The sequence below is a fragment of the Lacrimispora amygdalina genome (genome assembly GCF_900205965.1).
Lineage (GTDB): Bacteria > Bacillota > Clostridia > Lachnospirales > Lachnospiraceae > Lacrimispora > Lacrimispora amygdalina_A.
Window position 1 is genome coordinate 14,479 of sequence record NZ_OAOF01000012.1, and the last position, 18,592, is coordinate 33,070.

Below are 18,592 nucleotides of genomic sequence, written 5' to 3' on the forward strand. Positions count from 1 at the left end.
TAATATACTTGTTATGATTTTAATATAGATGAAATGAGTTTTCCATCTTCCCATTTTGCTGATATCTCATATGATTCTATTACTATTTTATTATTATGTGATGAAATATCTATTTTGTATAAATTATTTTTTTTATTTTCTAAGCCTACCATTATATTTACATATCCTTTATCATTATTCTTAGAAGATAACGGAAATATATGAATTATATTATCATCTATATATGATATATTATGTCCAGCATTGCAGGCGATTTCTGGTCTTATTGAATTTAATGACTTGATTATTTCATATTCACTGTTATTTTGTGGATATAATAATGACTGAAATTCTCCGTTTACCCAACTGCCTCTTACGATAAATGATTCATCATTTATTTTCACTTGCACTGACGGCCGATTATAATCTTCTGAAACAAAGGTTCTGATTTCGCTTCCGCTTTTAGCCAAAACCATTATTTGAGTCGTAAAACAGTCTTCATATTCCAAATGCAGTGGAGTGACTAAAACAGAGATTGTCTTATTAGACAAATTCGATTTTATTGTATTTAAGTCTCCGTGAAAAGGAGTAGGTAATTCAGATTTATTAATATATTTGATTATATAATTATCAACAATTAAATCTTTTGGAGATATAAAATTTGATAGATTTTCAGTCTTTTTATTTAACTCAATTTCTTTGTTTTCTGATGACTTTGACTCTTTAAAATCATTACTTTGCAAACTCGATTTCACTGGCTTCATAATGTTTCTTTCACTAATAGTTTTTAAATCCGGCTTTACTAGCTTCAAATTTTTATTAATCGAAGTTTGTTCACAAGTATTGTTTATTGATTCTTCAGCTACTTTCAAAGTAGTTGATATCTTATCAGGAATAATAGAATTGACACCTATTTGCTTCGATATATTTTTCTTAACTTGATCATTTTCTTCAATCTCAATAAATTTTTCATCTAGCAATAAATCATTAAATTCATCTTCGATATCATTTAATGAGAACTTCGGCTCGTAATAAGTATCTTCGTTTTTTTTCACTTTATCATGTTCCTTAAACAGCAGATTATTTATCATTCCTTCTTCATTTTTACTTTTTACCTTTGTTTCAACTTTTATAGTCCCATTTGCAATTTTTTTATTTTTATCATCATTCAAAGGCACTTTTATTTTCTTAAAAGATTTTACTTTTATAGATTCATCTTTAATATCAGTCTTTTCTGCATTTTCACTTTGTTTAATCTTGGAATATGATCCAGATGATTCTTTTAAGCCAATATTATAATTTTCTTCTAATATGTTTTTCAATTCGATATTATTGATTTCATACTTCTTTTCTTTTATTTGAATCATATACACACAATCAATACCAGTATTGCTGAGGTTTGAATTCAATATAGACTCTGAAGAATTTTTATTTCTAATTTTGGGAACAACTCCATTGTATATTAATATGGCCAAACTATTTTTATGTATTTCATCACACGCAGACAAAACAGCCGTATAGAAGCGCTTATAGTACTCTTCTTCTTCATCAAATCTTGAATTTTCAATATTTAACTTCATCTCCTCTGAAAGAATAGAAAAGAGATCTGAAGAAAGTTCTGCAACGTTTTGATAATAATCATTATATTTATTTTTTTCCACCACTAACATCCTCCTTTTATTTACTTTTAAATATAATGTAATCTCACAGATATATTAAAACTAATTTATTAATTTATTTTAGCGAATTCAATGCTTATTATTTAAAACAAGTTTGCATACTATTTTTGACTATTTTATTTCTAGAAAGGAGATTTTTATGACACTGTTTTCACCAAAAAAAGGTTCACTCGGTTTCGATGAGAATATTAATTCTACAATTACACTTGATATGTTAGAGGATGATTACTATTACTATATCTTTGCTGAATTCCCAGGTAGAGAAAAAAAAGATATTAAAATAAAATTTAAAGGAGATAAACTATCGTTAAAAATTTCTGAAGATATTGAAGAAGATCTGAATCAGAATTATATCATATCAGAGCGCTGCCATACTGAAAGAGAACGTTTAATAGAACTTGAAGATCCTGTAAACAAAAAAGAAGTACAAGCAAATTTTCAAAATGGACTTTTAGAAATCTCTATTAAAAAAATGGATCCCGATGAAAACGATGAAGAAGATTTAATTCAAATATCTTAATTGAAAGACACTTGGTATACATAATCTATTTGCTATATAAAAAAAGAGGCTTATGCCTCTTTTTTAAATTATTACCTCATCTTTACTTTCAATCATCTCTTCGCTTTCTAAAGCTGCCTTTTCAAGTTCTTCAAGTTCCTTGAAGTATTCAATATCTTTCACCGATAAAGCAGTTGGAAGCAGATCTCCTAATATTACATCATTATCATAAGCACATATATTGTCTTTCATATTCGGGTATTCTTTTTCGTCGTTTATCCGATTAAGACTAAATATCGTTTCAGCTTCTTCCGGCTTATCTACCATTTCTCCTCTGGCAGCCATATGAAGCTGCATAAGATGATATAATGATGGTGCTGGCAGATTTACAGCCTTATATGCTTCAACCATAATTGGAGTTGCATAAGTATCCACATTATTCCCACCCTTTTTGATTGATTCGGCTTTAATTCTGAAATCGCAAAAGGCTCTTGGATTTCTATCCATCCAAATCATTTTCTGATTTTCCACATCAAAGGTTACCGGAATAGATCTTGTACTATCCGTATTTAGCTGAATAGATGACTTAACCTTTCTTGGATCATACAAGGTCTTACTCTTATCATTCAATTCCATCCAACCAAATTTGCATGGTGTCTTAGAAAATTCATAATTACTAAAGTTATTGACTGAGAATACGACGTACCCAACATTCAACTTCTTTAATTTTTCTAAATCCATGTCAACAAATTCAGATGCACCATTCCCGTATGGTGATCCGCCGTCTCTAATATCTCCAGAATGAACTCCGTACCCTGAGCCTCTTAGGTCATAATAAGATACATCTGCTAATTTCGTCCAATTTTTATCGAAAAATGTTGCAGAAAGATCAATATCCACATGATTTCGATCAATATTTGTCCACCAAATAAAACCTCTGATATTTTTTGTCTCTTTTTCAATATCAATTTGTGAACCATATGGCAGAGTCTGTGCTCCTTTAGAGTCAGTCCTTTGTGCTGAAGGGATTTTAATTTCTTTTAATGAATCTTCGATATATACTTTTCCCAGAGGACGCTTGTCTGCATACTTGGTCTTTAATGCTTCGTCTACAATTCCATTGATTTTTGACACAACATCAGTGGAAATTGGTCCTCTCGTCTCTCTTTTCATATAAGGATTTCCCAATCCTTTTTTGGACGCATAGATACAAAAATCTTTTTCTGCTGTTCTTAAATTAATTAATGCCTGCATTTTAAGCAGATTATTGGGATCAATCTTATCAATAACCTTTTTTAATACTGAGCATAGGTGATCAATATTTTCCTCCCGTACTCTACTATAGGATTCAGTCTCTTTTCCGCCAGAGTATTTATCTACTAACGAAATTAACCAATCCATATCTTTCGCTAATTTTCCCGGAGCTTGTCTGTAAAGATTAACTAATTCTTTAAAGTTTCCATCTTTCGCCAATTTATTTCTCATAGATTCAAAGGTCGGCACCAAGTCATCTTTGTACAACTTTTCAGAAATAGATATCATCTTAGCTTTCTCTTTTTCAGAAAGATAATGATTTACTAATTTATCCTTATAAAATGTAGGGAAGTGATACTGTTTAAAGATTCGTTTGAAAACCTCTGGTCTCTGTGAGATATCACTTTCTGTATTATTTGTTTTTGCCAATTGATATGCATACATCCTAGATTCATGCTGGCCTAACGTTTTAAACCTCACATTTTCTGTTAAAGAGGTACTTCCTTCATTTCTCGCAACAATCAACCGTAATACATCGGTTGCACTATTCATTTTGTTAAGAAACGGGTTTCTACCTTTGACAATAAATTGCATATAGGAACATGCAAGCCATGTCAGATTTTCTTTATTAGGTACTTTTTCAGGAATAAAATCCTTAAATTCCTTCATTTCTTTCGCAACTGTTACTATATCGTCTTTATCGTTCTGAGAAAATGCAACCGAAGATGCCATTAAATTGGACACAATATTTTTTATATCTTTTTCATCTCCAACATTTATGGTTTTTAATTTCGCTACTTCTTTTGAAGTATTGATAAGGATCTCTTCCTGATCTTTTTTAAACAGCGTATATTCTAATGGCATTTCTTTAAATCCTGACTCTGCATAAATCATTGCATCAAGATAAAGCTCCATATCCGATTTTGACATCACTGTTTCTGGAAAACCAGGATACATTGGTTTGTATTCTACATCTGCTCCAAGACGTTTTTCAATATTATCGAGAATCTGGGATTCCACATTCAAAATTTCTTCAACTGAAGATTCTTTCAATTTACTAATCAAATTATGAGAATAACGAAATCCAAGACTCTCAAGGTTCTTTGAAGCTGTAGCTGCTAATAAATATTTTTCTATTGTACTTGTCTTATCATGTGTTGGGTGAATAGCTCCAGAAACAGAGTCCATCGTTAAATTAACGGATACCAAATTTTTCCTATTTAACAAAATTTCGTTTAATTTTGAATTCATAATTACCTCCATGCAATCATTTTTTATATTTTACTATTTTAGTATGCAAGTTTTTTCTTCTTACAGTAAATTTTTAGCATAAAAAAAAGATAGTTTGCACTATCTTTTTTACACGGTAAGCTCAAAGACTATTTTTTATAAGATTTTAAGTATTCTTCATTTTTAGAAGGAAGCCTTTAAATGGACCGCTTTGGTCAAAGCATGTTAAGCTCAAAAACTATTTTTCACCAGTTGTTAGAAGGAAGTTTTTGAATGGAACATTTTGATTTCTCTTTTTTTCGACCTATATAATTATTATGTAATATTATTTTTAAAATAACTGCTGATTTTAATATTTAAAGTTATTTTTTATTTTTCTCCCATATAAATATCAACTCAAAAATGTGGCTAATCATTATTAATAACCTTCCCTTATACATTTTTCAATGTTCTCTATTCTTTTCCAATAATCCAATGTTTCTTTTTTAGCTTCTTCTGAAACTTTTCTTATTTGCATTAATGGCCTTTGATACATTACAAGAAGCTTCTTAATTTCCTCAATCATCTCGTCTGCTACTTCCTCTCTGACAAAAAAGTCAAATCCAAGGATTGATGGACCTCCACACTTAACATCAATAGGATCATTTGTTTCACAATCCACAATGATTTTTACAATTTCATTTTCCATCTTTATTCTCCTTTTAATTAGTAAATATCTGTTCTATTTTAAATTATAAAATACATCTGACTTTTCAAAATTTTCTAACAATTCGTTTATTTCTTCCTTACGGCAATGTAAATACCATTCTTTCATTTCAGCATAAGTAAACATTAGCACAAAAATAATTGGGCTCAATAGCAATGTGTGTATAACAAATGATATTAATGCCAACAAAAAAGATATTAACAACAGTATAATGGTAAATGTTCCGATAATATTTGATTTAGTTTTTTTACTCATACTTATTTCTTGTCCTTTCTCCTATTATCTATTTACAATTCTATTATGTGTTTTTTAACAAACGAAAAACGGTTCATGCGACTCCAAAAGATTTGCATAAACCGCCTCTCCTCAAACTTACTATATTAAGTGGATCAGGTGGGACTCGAACCCACGACCGCCCGGTTATGAGCCGGATGCTCTAACCAACTGAGCTACTGATCCATTCCTAAAGCATGAATTAACTCCTGCTCTCTTTAATACACTAATATTATGTAGAAAGGAAAAAACAGATAATTAAAAAAAGAGTTGAGATTCAATATCTCATTTTATTGTATTGGATTAAAATTGATTTTATAATACATATATGGTATGTTATTATTATCTGGAAGTAAAATATTTTTTTAATAAGGAGAATACTAATGTCAGAAAAAAGTTACTATAGTGATGAAAGAGAAGTAATAAGTGCACTAATGAAATATCAAAAAGGAGGTTTTATACTAGATCAGGTATCGGAGAAAGGAGATGGCGTTAACTTCTATTCGTTCAGTTTTAGCTATAACGGCAGAGACGGTGGAATAACTATATATTATGATTCTGCTAAAAAAGCTTTTGCTCGTAATGCCAATCATGTTGTTGGAATAACGTTGAATTGTAAATTTGGGAAAGCTGCCAGCCCAAACAATAATGATGGTCTTGAGGACTTAGCATTACACGTTCTTGATTTGTTCTCTAAATTATAATAACAATAAATGAGGGTCTTATCTGACCCTCATGATTTTTAGTTAATCCAACAAAATTCATCAATATTTGAAAATTCTGGTCCAGGCTTATGCGGAATGCTTGCTCTAATATTTACTGAAACGTTTACTTTCTTCTTTTTTATTGTTTAATGTAATATCCAAAATAAGCCGGTTTTGTCTTACTTTTATTACTTAAGCAAGAAATTATTAACGAGGCTTCTCTGCCTGATAGTTCGTTGGCATGATCGAGAACTACATTATAACCAATTATATATTTTATTTGCTTATCAGTGGCCGGATAATCGTTATTTTTTTTCTTATAAAAGGTATTTTTTAAACCGTGTAGTTCCGGAAAGAATTCTATTCCCTTATCTGTCAACAAACTTTTTGCTTCATAATAGCCTATTTTTCTTTTTAAAGCCAAAAAATTTATAGGAAGCTTTTCATAAAGAAATGAAATAAGATAATCATAAAATCCCGGATCATCTATTGATTTTAATTCACTTTCTCCTAATTGCTGTTTCTTCTTCAGTGCTTGAATAATAGCTTCTGCTGCTGACTTTGTGTTAAACAAATTTATTGTCTCAATTGGGTCTTCGCTTTCATTTACACGATTTGCATATTCTTTTACATATACGATGATTTGATTCTTAAGATTTCTCGATATTTTCATATAAATTTCTCCTTTCTCATTAAAGTTATTATGGAATCTATACTGTTTAAAAAACAAGCGTTTATAAAATCCAAAAAACAACAAAATCAAATTATTCAATCATTGTAAACAAAGCAATAAAAAATCAGCTATAAATAGATCAGGGTTAGAGCCTTATATCCATTAATAACTGATTAAAGTAAAAAATATAAATAACATTATATATTTGTAAATAAGGATCGATTCTCTTTTTTTACCCATTTATTTTGTAAACTATCATAGACAATGTTTTCATTTTTTACAGAAATTTTAATAATCCTATTTTTATTGTATAATTTTCTTTTACTGTTTTTACTCAAGATCAATATATTATCATCATCGCAAATATATAAATTAGAAATCAATAAATTAATATTTTCAATATAACCATTTTTAAAGTGTATTTTTATATCTTTAGCCAAATCAACCGCTATGCCAATATTACCTTCACTTTCACATCGAAAAGAATATATTGTTTTTGATTTCATTTTATCATAAATATAACAACAATAAATAAATATAATTAAAATTGTTATTGCTTGAGCATATGCCACCAAATTAATAATATCAAATAATAAATCGAGACTATTTATGGCAAACACCATTGTATGGATAAGTGTTAATTGTTGTGATACTTCTCGCATTCGTTTAAAATCATTGTTATCAAATCCTACTAAATTCCGTTTGAACATCACTTCATGATAATTTAATAGAACAAACCACTCCATTACTAATACTCCTATAATAACATAAGGTTCTACAAAAATTTTACTCATAATATAAACATTAAAATAGTAGCATGCAAAAGCGAAAATACAAATTCTAATACAAAATTCTATCTTCCTTTTAGCAAGATGCGTGTCTTTACTAATTCTAATTTTTCTTCCTATATTGCTATACATTTGCTTTTTACTTGTCTTGTCACTACCCATGATAATGAACAAAAAAATTTCTAGGAATAATTCTTTGAATTCCTTGAATATTTCTGTTAATGCGCCTGGCATTTTTACTTTTCTCCTTAATTACATTTTTAAGAAGTATATCATTATATTACGAAACATACAATCCTTTCAATTTAACCTTTAACCAAATAGAAATTTGTAAATACTATTTCATTGAAGTCACAACAAAGATACTTTTGCTTATACGCATTTATTCACTCATTTTATTATCCATTATTAATTAGTATCTTTATATCTTCGATTAGGTGAATCACTCGTGACTATCAACTTAATCGATTGTCAGATAATCATAGGAGGTCAAATATGGGATATTGTTTTATGACATTAGAAAAAATCAAAAATTTTAATCAGCTAAATGGAAAATATAATCACAATTACAGAAAAATTGATGTAATAAACGCTGATGCAGAAAAATCTGGTTTAAATGAAGAGCTTGTAAAGCTTGATGTATATCAAGACTCCGATGGAGTAATCGTTGGGAAAACCTATAAAGAAGCATTTGAAGAAAGAATGAAGGCCCTTGGGTATGGTGATGATAAAAAAATTCGCTCTAATGCTGTCTATGCCTTTGAAGTTGTAACGACTTTTTCTCGAGAAGATCAGGAAAATGTTGATCTTGAAAAATGGAAAAAAGACAATGTAGAATGGCTACGGAAAGAATTTAATGCGGATCCGGAGAAATACGGAGATAATGTTCTGTCAGTCATGTATCATGCAGATGAGCCTGGCAACGTCCACTGTCATGCAATTATAGTCCCAATTGATGATAAAGGACGCTTAAATTCCAGATACTACGTGAGAAGTCGGCAAAAAATGGTAGAACTTCAGGATTCATATGGAAAAATTATGAAAAGTGAACATAACTTAGATCGTGGAATTAAAAATTCTAAAGCTCGGCATCAGGATATCAAAAGATATTATACAGCGCTTAATACAACTCTTGAAAAAGAGCTCCCGCCGATAATAGAAAAAGAGACTGCAGATGATTATCGTGACCGTGTTAACGAGCTATACAAAGAGGCAAACTTAAAGGCCTTAGCCTTAGAAGATAAAAACAAAAGACTTAAGATGGAAACAGAGCAAATAACAAAAAATGCTGTAAGCGAAACAAAAAAGGAATTTTATAAAAAATATCAGGAAAAAGCAGACATGTTTGATGAATTAGAACGCGAAATAGGTCCGATAGCAGAAGTTAAAGAGAAAAGCAGATCTTATGATTACCTAGTTGAGGGAATTGCCACTCAGTCCAATGAAGATAAAGAATCCATCATTAATCTAGTTGATAACTTGATATTAACAGGAAAGAATTTAAAAGAAAAGTCTAAATACCAAGACAAATCCAAGTAAATAGTTGACAATTCTTTTTCCTTGCTAAACAACGGCAAAATGCCCTCGGATTGGGTTGGCACTGGTCAAATCCACAGGGAGCCGTTGTTTTTTGTCTGCATCTGTGATCTCACATAACTAAAACTATAGCTGTTACCAGTGTATTCATGTGACCATCTAAATAATTAGTTCATTGGAACATTAAAGATTTTCTTACATAATAAAAATAAAAAGGTGTGATAAATATGAATCTCCTCAAAATATTACCTGAGAACGGAAAACTTTTTGGTCTTAAATACAAAGACTTAAATACACCTGGGAAATCCGAGTTTTTTATAAATCCAGCTGACTATAACGACGGATTTTCCCTTGTCGATTTCGAAAATGCTTGGAACATTTTGTTCACGGATCCTGGGTTATATAATTTTAACGGCTTATTTAAGCAATTAAAAGCTCCTATGGTCTACTATGTAAAAGGTATTTTGAACAATTCGAAAGCTTATTTTATTTAAGATTCTACTTTCTCAAAAATAAAATAGCCGCTATCTACCTGTTCTTCAAATAATTCATTTTCAAAAATATTACCGAATTCGTCTTTGAAGAGTATTTGAAATTGGTTATCCAGGCATTCCTCTAATTTTTTATAAAATGGTATTGATTTTTTCCAATTTCCCAAGTACTTATCTTTAGTTGATAACTCTCCTCGTATACTCTTCAGGACTGCATTTTCTCCAATTGAAGCAATTACTCGCTGATTTATATATCTTAACATGGCATTAAAAAGCATTGTACCATATCCCTGCCTCTGAGTATGTGTTTCTAGTAATGCAATGTAAACATCTAAACTTATCTTGTTCTCAGTATTTTTAAAGTCAACACAAAAAGCTAAGATAGACTTCGAATCCTCTTCTTTTATTTCCACATAAGATAATCTACAAAATCCATCTATTGGTTCAGAAATTTTTGATGAAATCATAGCCTCTATATAGTCATTGTATTTCGCTTCATCAATTCTACAAATAACCTCCTGTTTCAAATATGAATTATAGAATTTCATATTAAAGCTTTCATTTGATCGCATTATAAGCACCTCTTGTTTAGATATAATAGAAATTACTTACTTATTATAACACACAATAAATTTATTGAAATCTACTTTTTTCAATTATTAATAGGCTCGTAGCCATTTTTCCTGTCGCTATATAATATTTTTCCACTGAAACAGCTTTGGTCTTGCTCTTGCTTCCTCTACTCCTTCTGCAGCCAGTTTTGTTTTTAACCCAGTTTTAGAGACAGAGGTATAAATTTTACCATGTCAAGGTTTGAAAAGTTTTTTGAGCTCAAGGCATTGTGGAATCATATTGATTTCATGATGCCATTTTTTATAATTCTTTTTTTTAATATCATCCGTTTCTACATACTACTTGTATAAAATAAAAAATGGAGGATCATTATATGAAAGTGTATAAAACCAAAAAATTTATAACAGCTCTATTAGCCAACGCCGCTGTTGTAGTAGCTTTTGAAAGTATCTTATCTTCATTTGGTATTAATATTTCAGTCAGCGAAATAGGTATTATTCAAAATCTCATTATTAATGTTCTATTTTTGACTCTGGTTCAATGTGTAAGTAATCGTTTTGGCATTCATATTTTTGACGGTTTCTAATCAAACATATACATATAAAGCAGCATCTAAGGATTAATCCTGGTGCTGCTTTTTCTTTATGCCTAATTAACAATAAAGAGACCTCACAGTCTCCTTATAAATATCAAAATTAATCTTCCTTGTTTGCTCTCTTATACAGTAAGTATGAACCAAGCCCACCAAAGCTAAGTAAAGCTAAAATAACAGTACTCAAAAGGATTGGCACATGATTCTTATTTTCTATTTGTTTCTCTCCCTCTTTAATGGTTTCTGTTTCCTCATCTAGCTCTAATTCCTCTGCTCTTGACTCTGAATATTTTCCACTAAATAAGTGCTCCCAATTATCAGCAATTGTTGGAGCCTTGTTAGCATCCGTAATCGTATGATCTGGCTTATATAAATGCACTACAACGTCATAAGAAGAAACATCCGAAGATAAGTTATAACAGTCTTCGTCATTGTATTTTATACTAACCGTATAAGCATTTGAATAGTCATTCGGAATATACGGAAATAGTGAAAACGTTCTGTCAGTACATTCAAAGGATTCGGTACTTGTAAAATTATTATCTCTCGATAAATTTATTTTAGTAAATTCCGGAGTAACCTCCTCCTCATTATCATATTTTAATTCACCGGTTACTGTCAATAAAATATTATGTATATCACTTGATTCAACATCAAAATTGTCAAATACCGTTGATATATTTAACTTGATTTCCCTTTTACTTGCTAAAGATTCCGGCTCTGTCTCTTTTTCTGGTATAATTCCTAATGATACAAGTTCTGATTTACTAACTGTACCATTGGAATCTTCATATGTGTCATTTTGAGGATCATAATATATACTTCTTTCTCCATTTGACCAGACGAGGTCTCCATCATGAGCTTCATTTGTATTATTATTGTTGTAAACAGTACCGGCATTTTCCGTACCCTCTGCACTTATATCCGCCGAAGCAGCCAATACTTGAAACGAACTGAACATTGCTACCGCAATGGATAAATATAGTATCTTTTTAATTTTCATCTATGTTACAGCCTCCTAATTAGGTTTGTTACTATTATGAAAGAAGAAAGTAGTAAAAAAAGTAATGAAAAAGGCTCATCAGAAAGCAGCATCTGACAAGCCGGATGATGATTGCTTAAGCAACCTCTAATCTGAAACTTATTATAAGTTAATTACTTCCTGTTAGGTCAGACATATCGATTGTATGCTTCGTTTCATCAATTGTCGTTAACCTGAGTGCTTCATATTGACCGCTTGCTACCAATTCATTCTTTCTTGAATAGTTAAAAGTTGTACTAAGTGGATACTTCTTTCCTCTTGCTTCTGAAACATTATTTCCACCCATATATAATACAACGTGATTTCCATTTCCATTTGCGCCAGAAGAACCATTATATTTTATCAGGATATCTCCTGCCGTCAACACTTCTCCAGGTTTCAGCTTTCTAAAGTACGGACTGTTATAAAGGCCTACTGTAGATGTTTGAGCTGGGCTAAAGAGTCCTGCATTATACATAATGCTACTGATGTATCCGGAACAGTCAAACGTATCTCCTCGTTTTATATCAGAAATTCTTGCGCTATGGCTTCCTCCTAATACATACCGAAGATCGTAAGCTTGCGCTTTTTGTTGGAACAATATTGCCTGAGCCATTATATTTTTTCGATCATCACACAGTTCTTCCCAACTTGTATTATTGGATATTAGCTGAGCAATTTGCGCCTCAGTCATTGGTGCACCTTGTATGTATCCGAAATCCTTTATTCCATACAATTCAGTCCAATCATTGGCCATTAACAATCTAACCAGTATTATACTGTCATTATCCCAGCCATGTTTTTCAAAATCAGTATTTCTTCCACTTTCGCTTGTAAACGCATTAAACCAATAAGGTGTCGAATTACCCTTTTTTACTACATTATAGTCACCATTTTCGTCTGGTTCTGGAGTTGGTAATGTATCAATACTGTCTTCGAAATTAGGCAATCTAAAATAAGTTTTAGTTGTAGAAAGGTTAGTAAACCAATTGTCATTTTTCCACCAGTCTACTACTTTCATCGGAAGGCCCGTTATATCTTCCATAATAAATTGCTCTGCAGCTTTATTGCCTTTTCCATTCGCAGAGTTTACAGATTCCTGATCACCTGCTCTTCCGCTAATATTATCAGGGCTATCAAATGCTGTTGCATACTTGTCAAGAGCGTACATGCTGTATTTATATTCTTTATCTGTCTTATCTACATAATTAAAAGATTTGCCATTACCATTTGACGATGTTTTTTTAGAAGAATTATTTTCTGATTCAGTTTCTTCTCCCTCTTCCTTGTCTTCCGTATTTTCTGAAACGACCTCACTTGTAGGATCATAGATATTTGCCACAAAAACATAAGCATCCGCATCAATATGTCCACGACATTCATCATCATGACAAACATAAGCATATCTTCCTCCGCCATCCCATCGGTCCAAACATACCTTTGTGTAATTCTTACATCCTCTGGCTAAAAGTTCTGCTTTTGCTTCTTTATCCGCATTCCGGTTATCTGAATCATAATCGAACTCCACCTTTCCATGTGGTCCGGTTTCAAGTATCTCGTATCTGTCATAATAAACGGTTTCTGTATCTGAATCTCCGTTGTCATCCGTTGACTCATGTTCATAAGAATCTCTCGTCTTTGTTAAAGACAAAGAAAATTTCCTGTTTATCCCGGTACCTGAATTAAGCCAATCATCTTCTGAATTTCCACCAGGGATTTTATTATCACAAGTAGATGAGGCTACATGGTATTCGGGTTCAGGCTGCATTGCTGAAAGTGCAGGGCAATAATAGACAACCGGAGGCGTCTCGTCAATACCAATTATATGAGAGGAATCGTATAACTTTGCAGCATAATCCTTGTATAGGCTGTCAGCAAAAACTCCATCTGCAAATGCTCCATATTTTTTAAAATCCTGTTCTATGTAAACAGCTGCCATAGCTAAGATTCCTTTAATAGTCGTTGTATTCGATGTTGAGTATGCTGATGCAATGATTTCTGCATCTCCAGACGTATCTTCATCATTTGAACCATCTGCTATTATATTTGCAAAATTAGGGTCATTGGCATAAAGTTCATAGAACTTTTGTGCCGCTGGAATTCTTACACTTGCAAGACCAGATGTGGCATCATTTGGTCGTTCCCATTCTCTGCAGAAATATTCAGTTGCTGCAGCGACCGAAGAAAAATCTTTCTTTCCATAATTCCGGGCCGTAACCGAATCGCTTCCTTCTCCATATAAAAGATATCCTAACTGCATGTCCACATCACTTGGAAGTCCTCCATGAGCAGCAGCATATTGAAATAATCCATATCTTCTACCATGTGTATTTCCTTGTGTATTTGTCCACTGACATAATCCAAAACCACTGTTTAACATCGTTGCGGTACCGTCATCAGACCCATGTTCCATAGCTGCAACCCTAAAATTACTTTCTCTTTGCATATTACCTAAAAGACCAGCAATTGCAATATCTGACCAGCCTTTCTTCTTGAGATAAGACCAAACCTGATTGGTGACTTCGGATTGCGCTACCTCAACATCACCAATTGCACCACTCCATGATATTTCCTTTCCATCAGCTCCTAAGTAATGAATATTAACGTTGCTGTATTTCTTTATACCATACTGAGTATATCCAGCCGGAACAGTTAATGTCGAAGCCAGGGTCGTAACAGCATTATTAAATTCCTGTTCTTTCTGCAACAATTTTTCATATGTTGCTCCCATAGTCGTATTGGACATAAAATCATCTAGAGTTTTACTTACGGCATCACCTACGGCACTCATCGCTGCAATGATGAGAACAACAACAGCAGAAAACAATGCGATACTACCACATACGGCTGCAACGCCAACAAGCAATTTCTTAATTAATAAGTTAAATGTATTTAATACTCTTAAAATTCCTTTTTCGATAATAGTAATCGGTTTAAAGATAACATTTCCTACTTTTTTCGTCACACGATATGTATTTTTTAGGGACCTCGCTCCAGCCTTTACTAATTTGCCGGTAGCTCTTCCCGCTACTGAATTAGAGACAGAAGCATACATCCGGGTGTTCCCAATTATTTTTCCCGCAGCTGAAACACCTCTGCCAGTAGCTCTCCCTACAACTCTAACACCATGAACTGCATTTCCTGGAAGTTTCTCAAATGTATTTTTTATACCGTATTCAATAGACTTTGTCTCTTTAATTGGATTCAATACAAAGTCTTTTGCAAATTTTCCTCTTTTAGCAATCAGATTTCTGGTACCAGAGACAACTTTGGAACTCCTTTCAAAGCCAGATCTATATAATGCATTAGAAGCTCCAGTTAATCCCTTATCTCCAGCTTTTACAATTCCCTCTACAACATTTTTATAATATGTACCATTTCCTACATTCGCTAATGTATTTCGAGTATTCATGACTGAAGCAGAAGCCTTCTGAAATCCCGTTTTATTTAACACATGTGAAGTTCCTTTAAGTCCAAAATCTCCGGTTTTTATTATTGATTTTGCAATTCCCTTATAATAAATCTGTGTAGTCTTTACCAACATTTGGGTTACAGATTTATAGTGCAGTATCTGATTCATTCCCTGTAATGATTCGTCATTGAAATTCATATTGACCAGACGCCGAACAGAACCTTTTATTTTGACTGGCTTTTTAACTACATTATTTACGGTTGTCATTTCTTTTATAGCTATATGCATTTCAAGGACATTTGCCAGATCTGCATTTCCTTTTTTTCTGGCATCTTTGAGCATATTAATTGCCGTTCTCTGACTAACATTTGTTATCTCTGTTTTAAGAGTTTGTCTTGAGTATATGTCCAGTTTCTGATTAATTTTTTTAAAGCTTCCATAAATATCGTTATTATTTATTTTTAGCTTGTTATCATCCGTGATAACTTTACTTTTGATAAGAGAATTATTTAATTCGGTCATATTTTTTGGCGAAAAAACACTTCCTCCACCAGGATCCTTACCAAGTAGTTCTGAAACTTTATTAGACAGATTTATATCTTCTGATTTTTTTTCAAAATCTTTCGCATTCTGTATTTTTTGCCCACTATTTATAAGCAGCGTATAACCTATTTTTGAAACGCCAACAAAATTGGTTAAAGAGTTTGACTGTTCTCCATTCGCCGAACTCCTCATCACCGCATTATTAATTTCTCGGACTTGTCCATCGACAAATTTTCGTGATACATTTGATGTTGACTTTGCCACTGCCGTTATATCACTAGATGTACCGTGACTTATTGTAATTCCAGTCATCTTTTTTAGAGAATCCGCAAAGTCATCCGCTGCCCTTTTTTCAGCGCCTTTTTTTATATTATTCAGATTGAAATGCCTATCATCTTTCAGTCTTACTCTACCTAACATTGTTTTCATCACCACTCTTTTTTAATAATTTATCATTTGCCATACCTTAACCCTCCCTGTTATTTAGTCTCTAAGTTATTATGTGAAAATATAAGACAAAAAAAGGATCTGAATCAATCTTCTGAAATATTTATTAGGATTGATATCTAATATAGATACAGTCAAAAAATAGTAGTGGAATATTTAAAATAGTTGACAATTCTAGGATTTTCTTTACAATATATACATATAGGATTAATAAATCATACAAATCAAATTTTATTTTAGAAAAAGGGAAATTTACTATGAACAAGCAAAAACTATATGATCCATTATTGGATTCTACATTAGCAGACAAAATCTTAAAAAAGAAAGAATCATATCATATATTTGACTTTATATATATGTTTATTAAATTAATTCTTTTAACTTTTTTTTGGTTGACTTCCAGGTTAATTGGTTTTGCTTTACCTATTTCTATATATTTATGGGTTTTTTTAAGTCAGAATTTATGTATTCGTATGTTTTCCTTTTTTAATGAAAAAGATAGTATTATTCCATTATATGTTTCAAACGAAATCGTCCAGGTAATTTGTTATATTATATATTGGGTAATATGTCTTCTCATTCTTATTTGGGTTTGTATTATTCTTCCTGTGGTTCCTGTTCTTGCTACCGAGAAATTTTTCAAATTTTGCCGGGAAAGAAAAATAGATTGTATAAATAACATTTTTTATGCCTTTGAGACTGTTATGGAAAAGCCTCATAAGAGACGAATGCCTGGAGCTCATTTGGTTTATTATAGACATTTGAAAAAATCAGAAAAAGAAACTCCATTTTTATTATCTGGTGCTACTGAAAACTATTTGAGGTTCCATAGATATGGTCTTTATTCTAATTTTGTACCAGATGCAGAAGCCGAAGATACTATTGTTGAAAAGACTGAACAGCTTAAATTTTATGAAGCTATAAATTTCTACGGGTTCAAAGATTTTAATTTCACCGCTGAACAATTAGATAAGCAGTACAAAAAGCTAGTGTTAAAATATCACCCGGATAATAACCCAGATACTGATACTACGGAGCAGAGTCAGCTGGTTAGTGAGTATTATAATATTTTAAAAGAAATGAAAAAATAATTTACATAAAAAAAGAGAGCCACAAGCTCTCTTTTTATTATTCTTTCTCTGCAATCCACTCCTCAATTTGTTTAACATCAATATCTGTCAACTCGGAAATCTGTCTTATCGGAGTGCCTTTTTTATACATTTTAAGTGCAAGTTCACGCTTAGCTAGCTCAGCTCCACGTTCTATTCCACGTTCTATGCCCTGCTCTATACCACGTTCCATAATTCGTTCGCTTAAATTACACATATGATCCATCTCCTTTCTAACTAAATCAACATCTAAGCCTAACTTGTCTAATCGTTCCAGTTTCTCTTCATACTCCAGGTCACCAAAAAGACCATGAAGCAAATCAATAAGATCATTCCCAATCTGTGTATCATCTTTTGATAGTCTTATTATGACGGTTTCCATCAGTCCATAATCAGACTCTTTGATTTTGTTGAATTTTCCTAACAAGTCCTCTTTTGTATAGTAATACCTGGATACTGTATTTGCTGCATATTTCGGGACATCAAAGCAAACCCATATGGAATATACCTTATTTAGAACATTATAATTCATATTTTCTTTAATATTCCCAATCTGAGAGCTCAACATCCTGGCACAATAGTACGCAGCTCTCTTTTCTATTGGGTAGCTAACACTATATTTTTTCTGGGCCTCCACATCTATGAAGAGATTTATTAAAGATTTTCCATCAGTCGAAGGGCTTTTCGCCAAAAACTTTACATCAAATTTTACAACTCCCTCATTAGTCGTTGAGTCCTCTTCAGACAAGCCATTAATATTTGTAAGGTTCCGGGCCACAGGAGTTTCAGAGCTAATACTCTCCGGCTCAATGTACTTATCTGCTATGTCTTCAATGCTACAATTCGCATATTCTGATACTGTTTCTTTTAAAATACGAGCTAGTATAGCTCGTTCTTTTAGAATACACTTGCATACCGCATCATACTTTGCCCTATCATCAGCACTTAACAGTGTATTCTCCAAGTTGCTTCTGTCTCCGTTTCTTTCGTCCACTCAATTACCCGCCAATCGTTTTTATATAAACAAGAAGCAATCACTATACTCCGCAACTTCAACCTGTTGTATACATCTCCGCCTTACTG

At 32.0% G+C, this 18,592-nt stretch carries 14 protein-coding genes and 1 tRNA gene; 5 read left to right on the forward strand and 10 right to left on the reverse strand.

The genetic code is table 11. The annotated features are described in order from the left end of the window. Positions 1-11: 11 nt before the first annotated feature. Positions 12-1,640 (reverse strand): hypothetical protein, encoded by a 1,629-nt coding sequence (locus CRO04_RS15715; protein ID WP_141400994.1) that lies wholly within the window; start codon positions 1,638-1,640, stop codon positions 12-14. A 157-nt stretch (positions 1,641-1,797) separates the two neighbouring features. Here CRO04_RS15715 and CRO04_RS15720 point away from each other — a divergent pair, with 157 nt between their 5' ends. Continuing rightward, complete coding sequence (locus tag CRO04_RS15720) at positions 1,798-2,178, forward strand: Hsp20/alpha crystallin family protein (RefSeq protein ID WP_097005221.1); 381 nt, start codon at positions 1,798-1,800, stop codon at positions 2,176-2,178. Positions 2,179-2,241: 63 nt separating this feature from the next. Here CRO04_RS15720 and CRO04_RS15725 read toward each other — a convergent pair whose 3' ends face one another. The 3 genes from CRO04_RS15725 to CRO04_RS15740 all read right to left on the reverse strand — a co-directional run bounded on the left by CRO04_RS15725 (position 2,242) and on the right by CRO04_RS15740 (position 5,806). Further along, complete coding sequence (locus CRO04_RS15725; protein WP_097005222.1) at positions 2,242-4,662, reverse strand: TerD family protein; 2,421 nt, start codon at positions 4,660-4,662, stop codon at positions 2,242-2,244. 397 nt (positions 4,663-5,059) lie between these two features. Then, the gene (locus tag CRO04_RS15730) at positions 5,060-5,329 is read right to left on the reverse strand and encodes a hypothetical protein (RefSeq protein WP_097005223.1); all 270 of its coding nucleotides are present in this window, start codon (positions 5,327-5,329) and stop codon (positions 5,060-5,062) included. Between the two features lie 403 nt (positions 5,330-5,732). Beyond that, positions 5,733-5,806, reverse strand: a tRNA-Ile gene (locus tag CRO04_RS15740). Positions 5,807-6,003: 197 nt separating this feature from the next. On the opposite strand from CRO04_RS15740, the gene CRO04_RS15745 reads away from it, so the two are divergent. Beyond that, positions 6,004-6,324, forward strand: a complete 321-nt coding sequence (locus CRO04_RS15745) for a hypothetical protein (RefSeq protein ID WP_097005225.1) — start codon at positions 6,004-6,006, stop codon at positions 6,322-6,324. A gap of 139 nt (positions 6,325-6,463) precedes the next feature. Here the strand turns inward: CRO04_RS15745 and CRO04_RS15750 are convergent, their stop codons facing one another. Together CRO04_RS15750 and CRO04_RS15755 are read right to left on the reverse strand one after the other, a co-directional pair. Further along, positions 6,464-6,997 carry a hypothetical protein gene (locus CRO04_RS15750; RefSeq protein WP_097005226.1) on the reverse strand — a complete coding sequence of 178 codons (534 nt, stop codon included), beginning with the start codon at positions 6,995-6,997 and terminating at the stop codon, positions 6,464-6,466. Between the two features lie 197 nt (positions 6,998-7,194). After that, positions 7,195-8,019 (reverse strand): hypothetical protein, encoded by an 825-nt coding sequence (locus tag CRO04_RS15755; RefSeq protein ID WP_097005227.1) that lies wholly within the window; start codon positions 8,017-8,019, stop codon positions 7,195-7,197. 261 nt (positions 8,020-8,280) lie between these two features. On the opposite strand from CRO04_RS15755, the gene mobV reads away from it, so the two are divergent. Beyond that, positions 8,281-9,324 (forward strand): MobV family relaxase, encoded by a 1,044-nt coding sequence (gene mobV / locus CRO04_RS15760; RefSeq protein ID WP_097005228.1) that lies wholly within the window; start codon positions 8,281-8,283, stop codon positions 9,322-9,324. Between the two features lie 487 nt (positions 9,325-9,811). On the opposite strand, the gene CRO04_RS15770 is transcribed toward mobV, so the two are convergent. After that, positions 9,812-10,384, reverse strand: coding sequence for a GNAT family N-acetyltransferase (locus CRO04_RS15770; protein ID WP_097005230.1), 573 nt, complete (start codon positions 10,382-10,384; stop codon positions 9,812-9,814). A gap of 374 nt (positions 10,385-10,758) precedes the next feature. Here CRO04_RS15770 and CRO04_RS15775 point away from each other — a divergent pair, with 374 nt between their 5' ends. Further along, on the forward strand, positions 10,759-10,971 hold the full coding sequence (locus CRO04_RS15775) for a hypothetical protein (RefSeq protein WP_097005231.1): 213 nt from the start codon (positions 10,759-10,761) through the stop codon (positions 10,969-10,971). Positions 10,972-11,080: 109 nt separating this feature from the next. Here the strand turns inward: CRO04_RS15775 and CRO04_RS15780 are convergent, their stop codons facing one another. Together CRO04_RS15780 and CRO04_RS15785 are read right to left on the reverse strand one after the other, a co-directional pair. Then, a complete protein-coding gene (locus CRO04_RS15780) occupies positions 11,081-11,980 on the reverse strand; it encodes a hypothetical protein (RefSeq protein ID WP_097005232.1) in 900 nt (299 codons plus the stop codon). Between the two features lie 148 nt (positions 11,981-12,128). Then, on the reverse strand, positions 12,129-16,382 hold the full coding sequence (locus CRO04_RS15785; RefSeq protein WP_097005233.1) for a phage tail tip lysozyme: 4,254 nt from the start codon (positions 16,380-16,382) through the stop codon (positions 12,129-12,131). Positions 16,383-16,657: 275 nt separating this feature from the next. On the opposite strand from CRO04_RS15785, the gene CRO04_RS15790 reads away from it, so the two are divergent. Beyond that, positions 16,658-17,491 (forward strand): J domain-containing protein, encoded by an 834-nt coding sequence (locus tag CRO04_RS15790; protein ID WP_097005234.1) that lies wholly within the window; start codon positions 16,658-16,660, stop codon positions 17,489-17,491. A gap of 37 nt (positions 17,492-17,528) precedes the next feature. Here the strand turns inward: CRO04_RS15790 and CRO04_RS15795 are convergent, their stop codons facing one another. Next, positions 17,529-18,503, reverse strand: coding sequence for a hypothetical protein (locus CRO04_RS15795; RefSeq protein ID WP_097005235.1), 975 nt, complete (start codon positions 18,501-18,503; stop codon positions 17,529-17,531). Between the last annotated feature and the right edge of the window lie 89 nt (positions 18,504-18,592).

What these genes read in the sequence shown, in the direction of transcription:
- CRO04_RS15720 (WP_097005221.1), top strand. Translation starts at nt 1,798, where the DNA reads ATGACACTGTTTTCACCAAAAAAAGGTTCACTCGGTTTCGATGAGAAT.
- CRO04_RS15725 (WP_097005222.1), bottom strand. Translation starts at nt 4,662, where the DNA reads ATGAATTCAAAATTAAACGAAATTTTGTTAAATAGGAAAAATTTGGTA.
- CRO04_RS15730 (WP_097005223.1), bottom strand. Translation starts at nt 5,329, where the DNA reads ATGGAAAATGAAATTGTAAAAATCATTGTGGATTGTGAAACAAATGAT.
- CRO04_RS15745 (WP_097005225.1), top strand. Translation starts at nt 6,004, where the DNA reads ATGTCAGAAAAAAGTTACTATAGTGATGAAAGAGAAGTAATAAGTGCA.
- CRO04_RS15750 (WP_097005226.1), bottom strand. Translation starts at nt 6,997, where the DNA reads ATGAAAATATCGAGAAATCTTAAGAATCAAATCATCGTATATGTAAAA.
- CRO04_RS15755 (WP_097005227.1), bottom strand. Translation starts at nt 8,019, where the DNA reads ATGCCAGGCGCATTAACAGAAATATTCAAGGAATTCAAAGAATTATTC.
- mobV (WP_097005228.1), top strand. Translation starts at nt 8,281, where the DNA reads ATGGGATATTGTTTTATGACATTAGAAAAAATCAAAAATTTTAATCAG.
- CRO04_RS15770 (WP_097005230.1), bottom strand. Translation starts at nt 10,384, where the DNA reads ATGCGATCAAATGAAAGCTTTAATATGAAATTCTATAATTCATATTTG.
- CRO04_RS15775 (WP_097005231.1), top strand. Translation starts at nt 10,759, where the DNA reads ATGAAAGTGTATAAAACCAAAAAATTTATAACAGCTCTATTAGCCAAC.
- CRO04_RS15780 (WP_097005232.1), bottom strand. Translation starts at nt 11,980, where the DNA reads ATGAAAATTAAAAAGATACTATATTTATCCATTGCGGTAGCAATGTTC.
- CRO04_RS15785 (WP_097005233.1), bottom strand. Translation starts at nt 16,382, where the DNA reads ATGAAAACAATGTTAGGTAGAGTAAGACTGAAAGATGATAGGCATTTC.
- CRO04_RS15790 (WP_097005234.1), top strand. Translation starts at nt 16,658, where the DNA reads ATGAACAAGCAAAAACTATATGATCCATTATTGGATTCTACATTAGCA.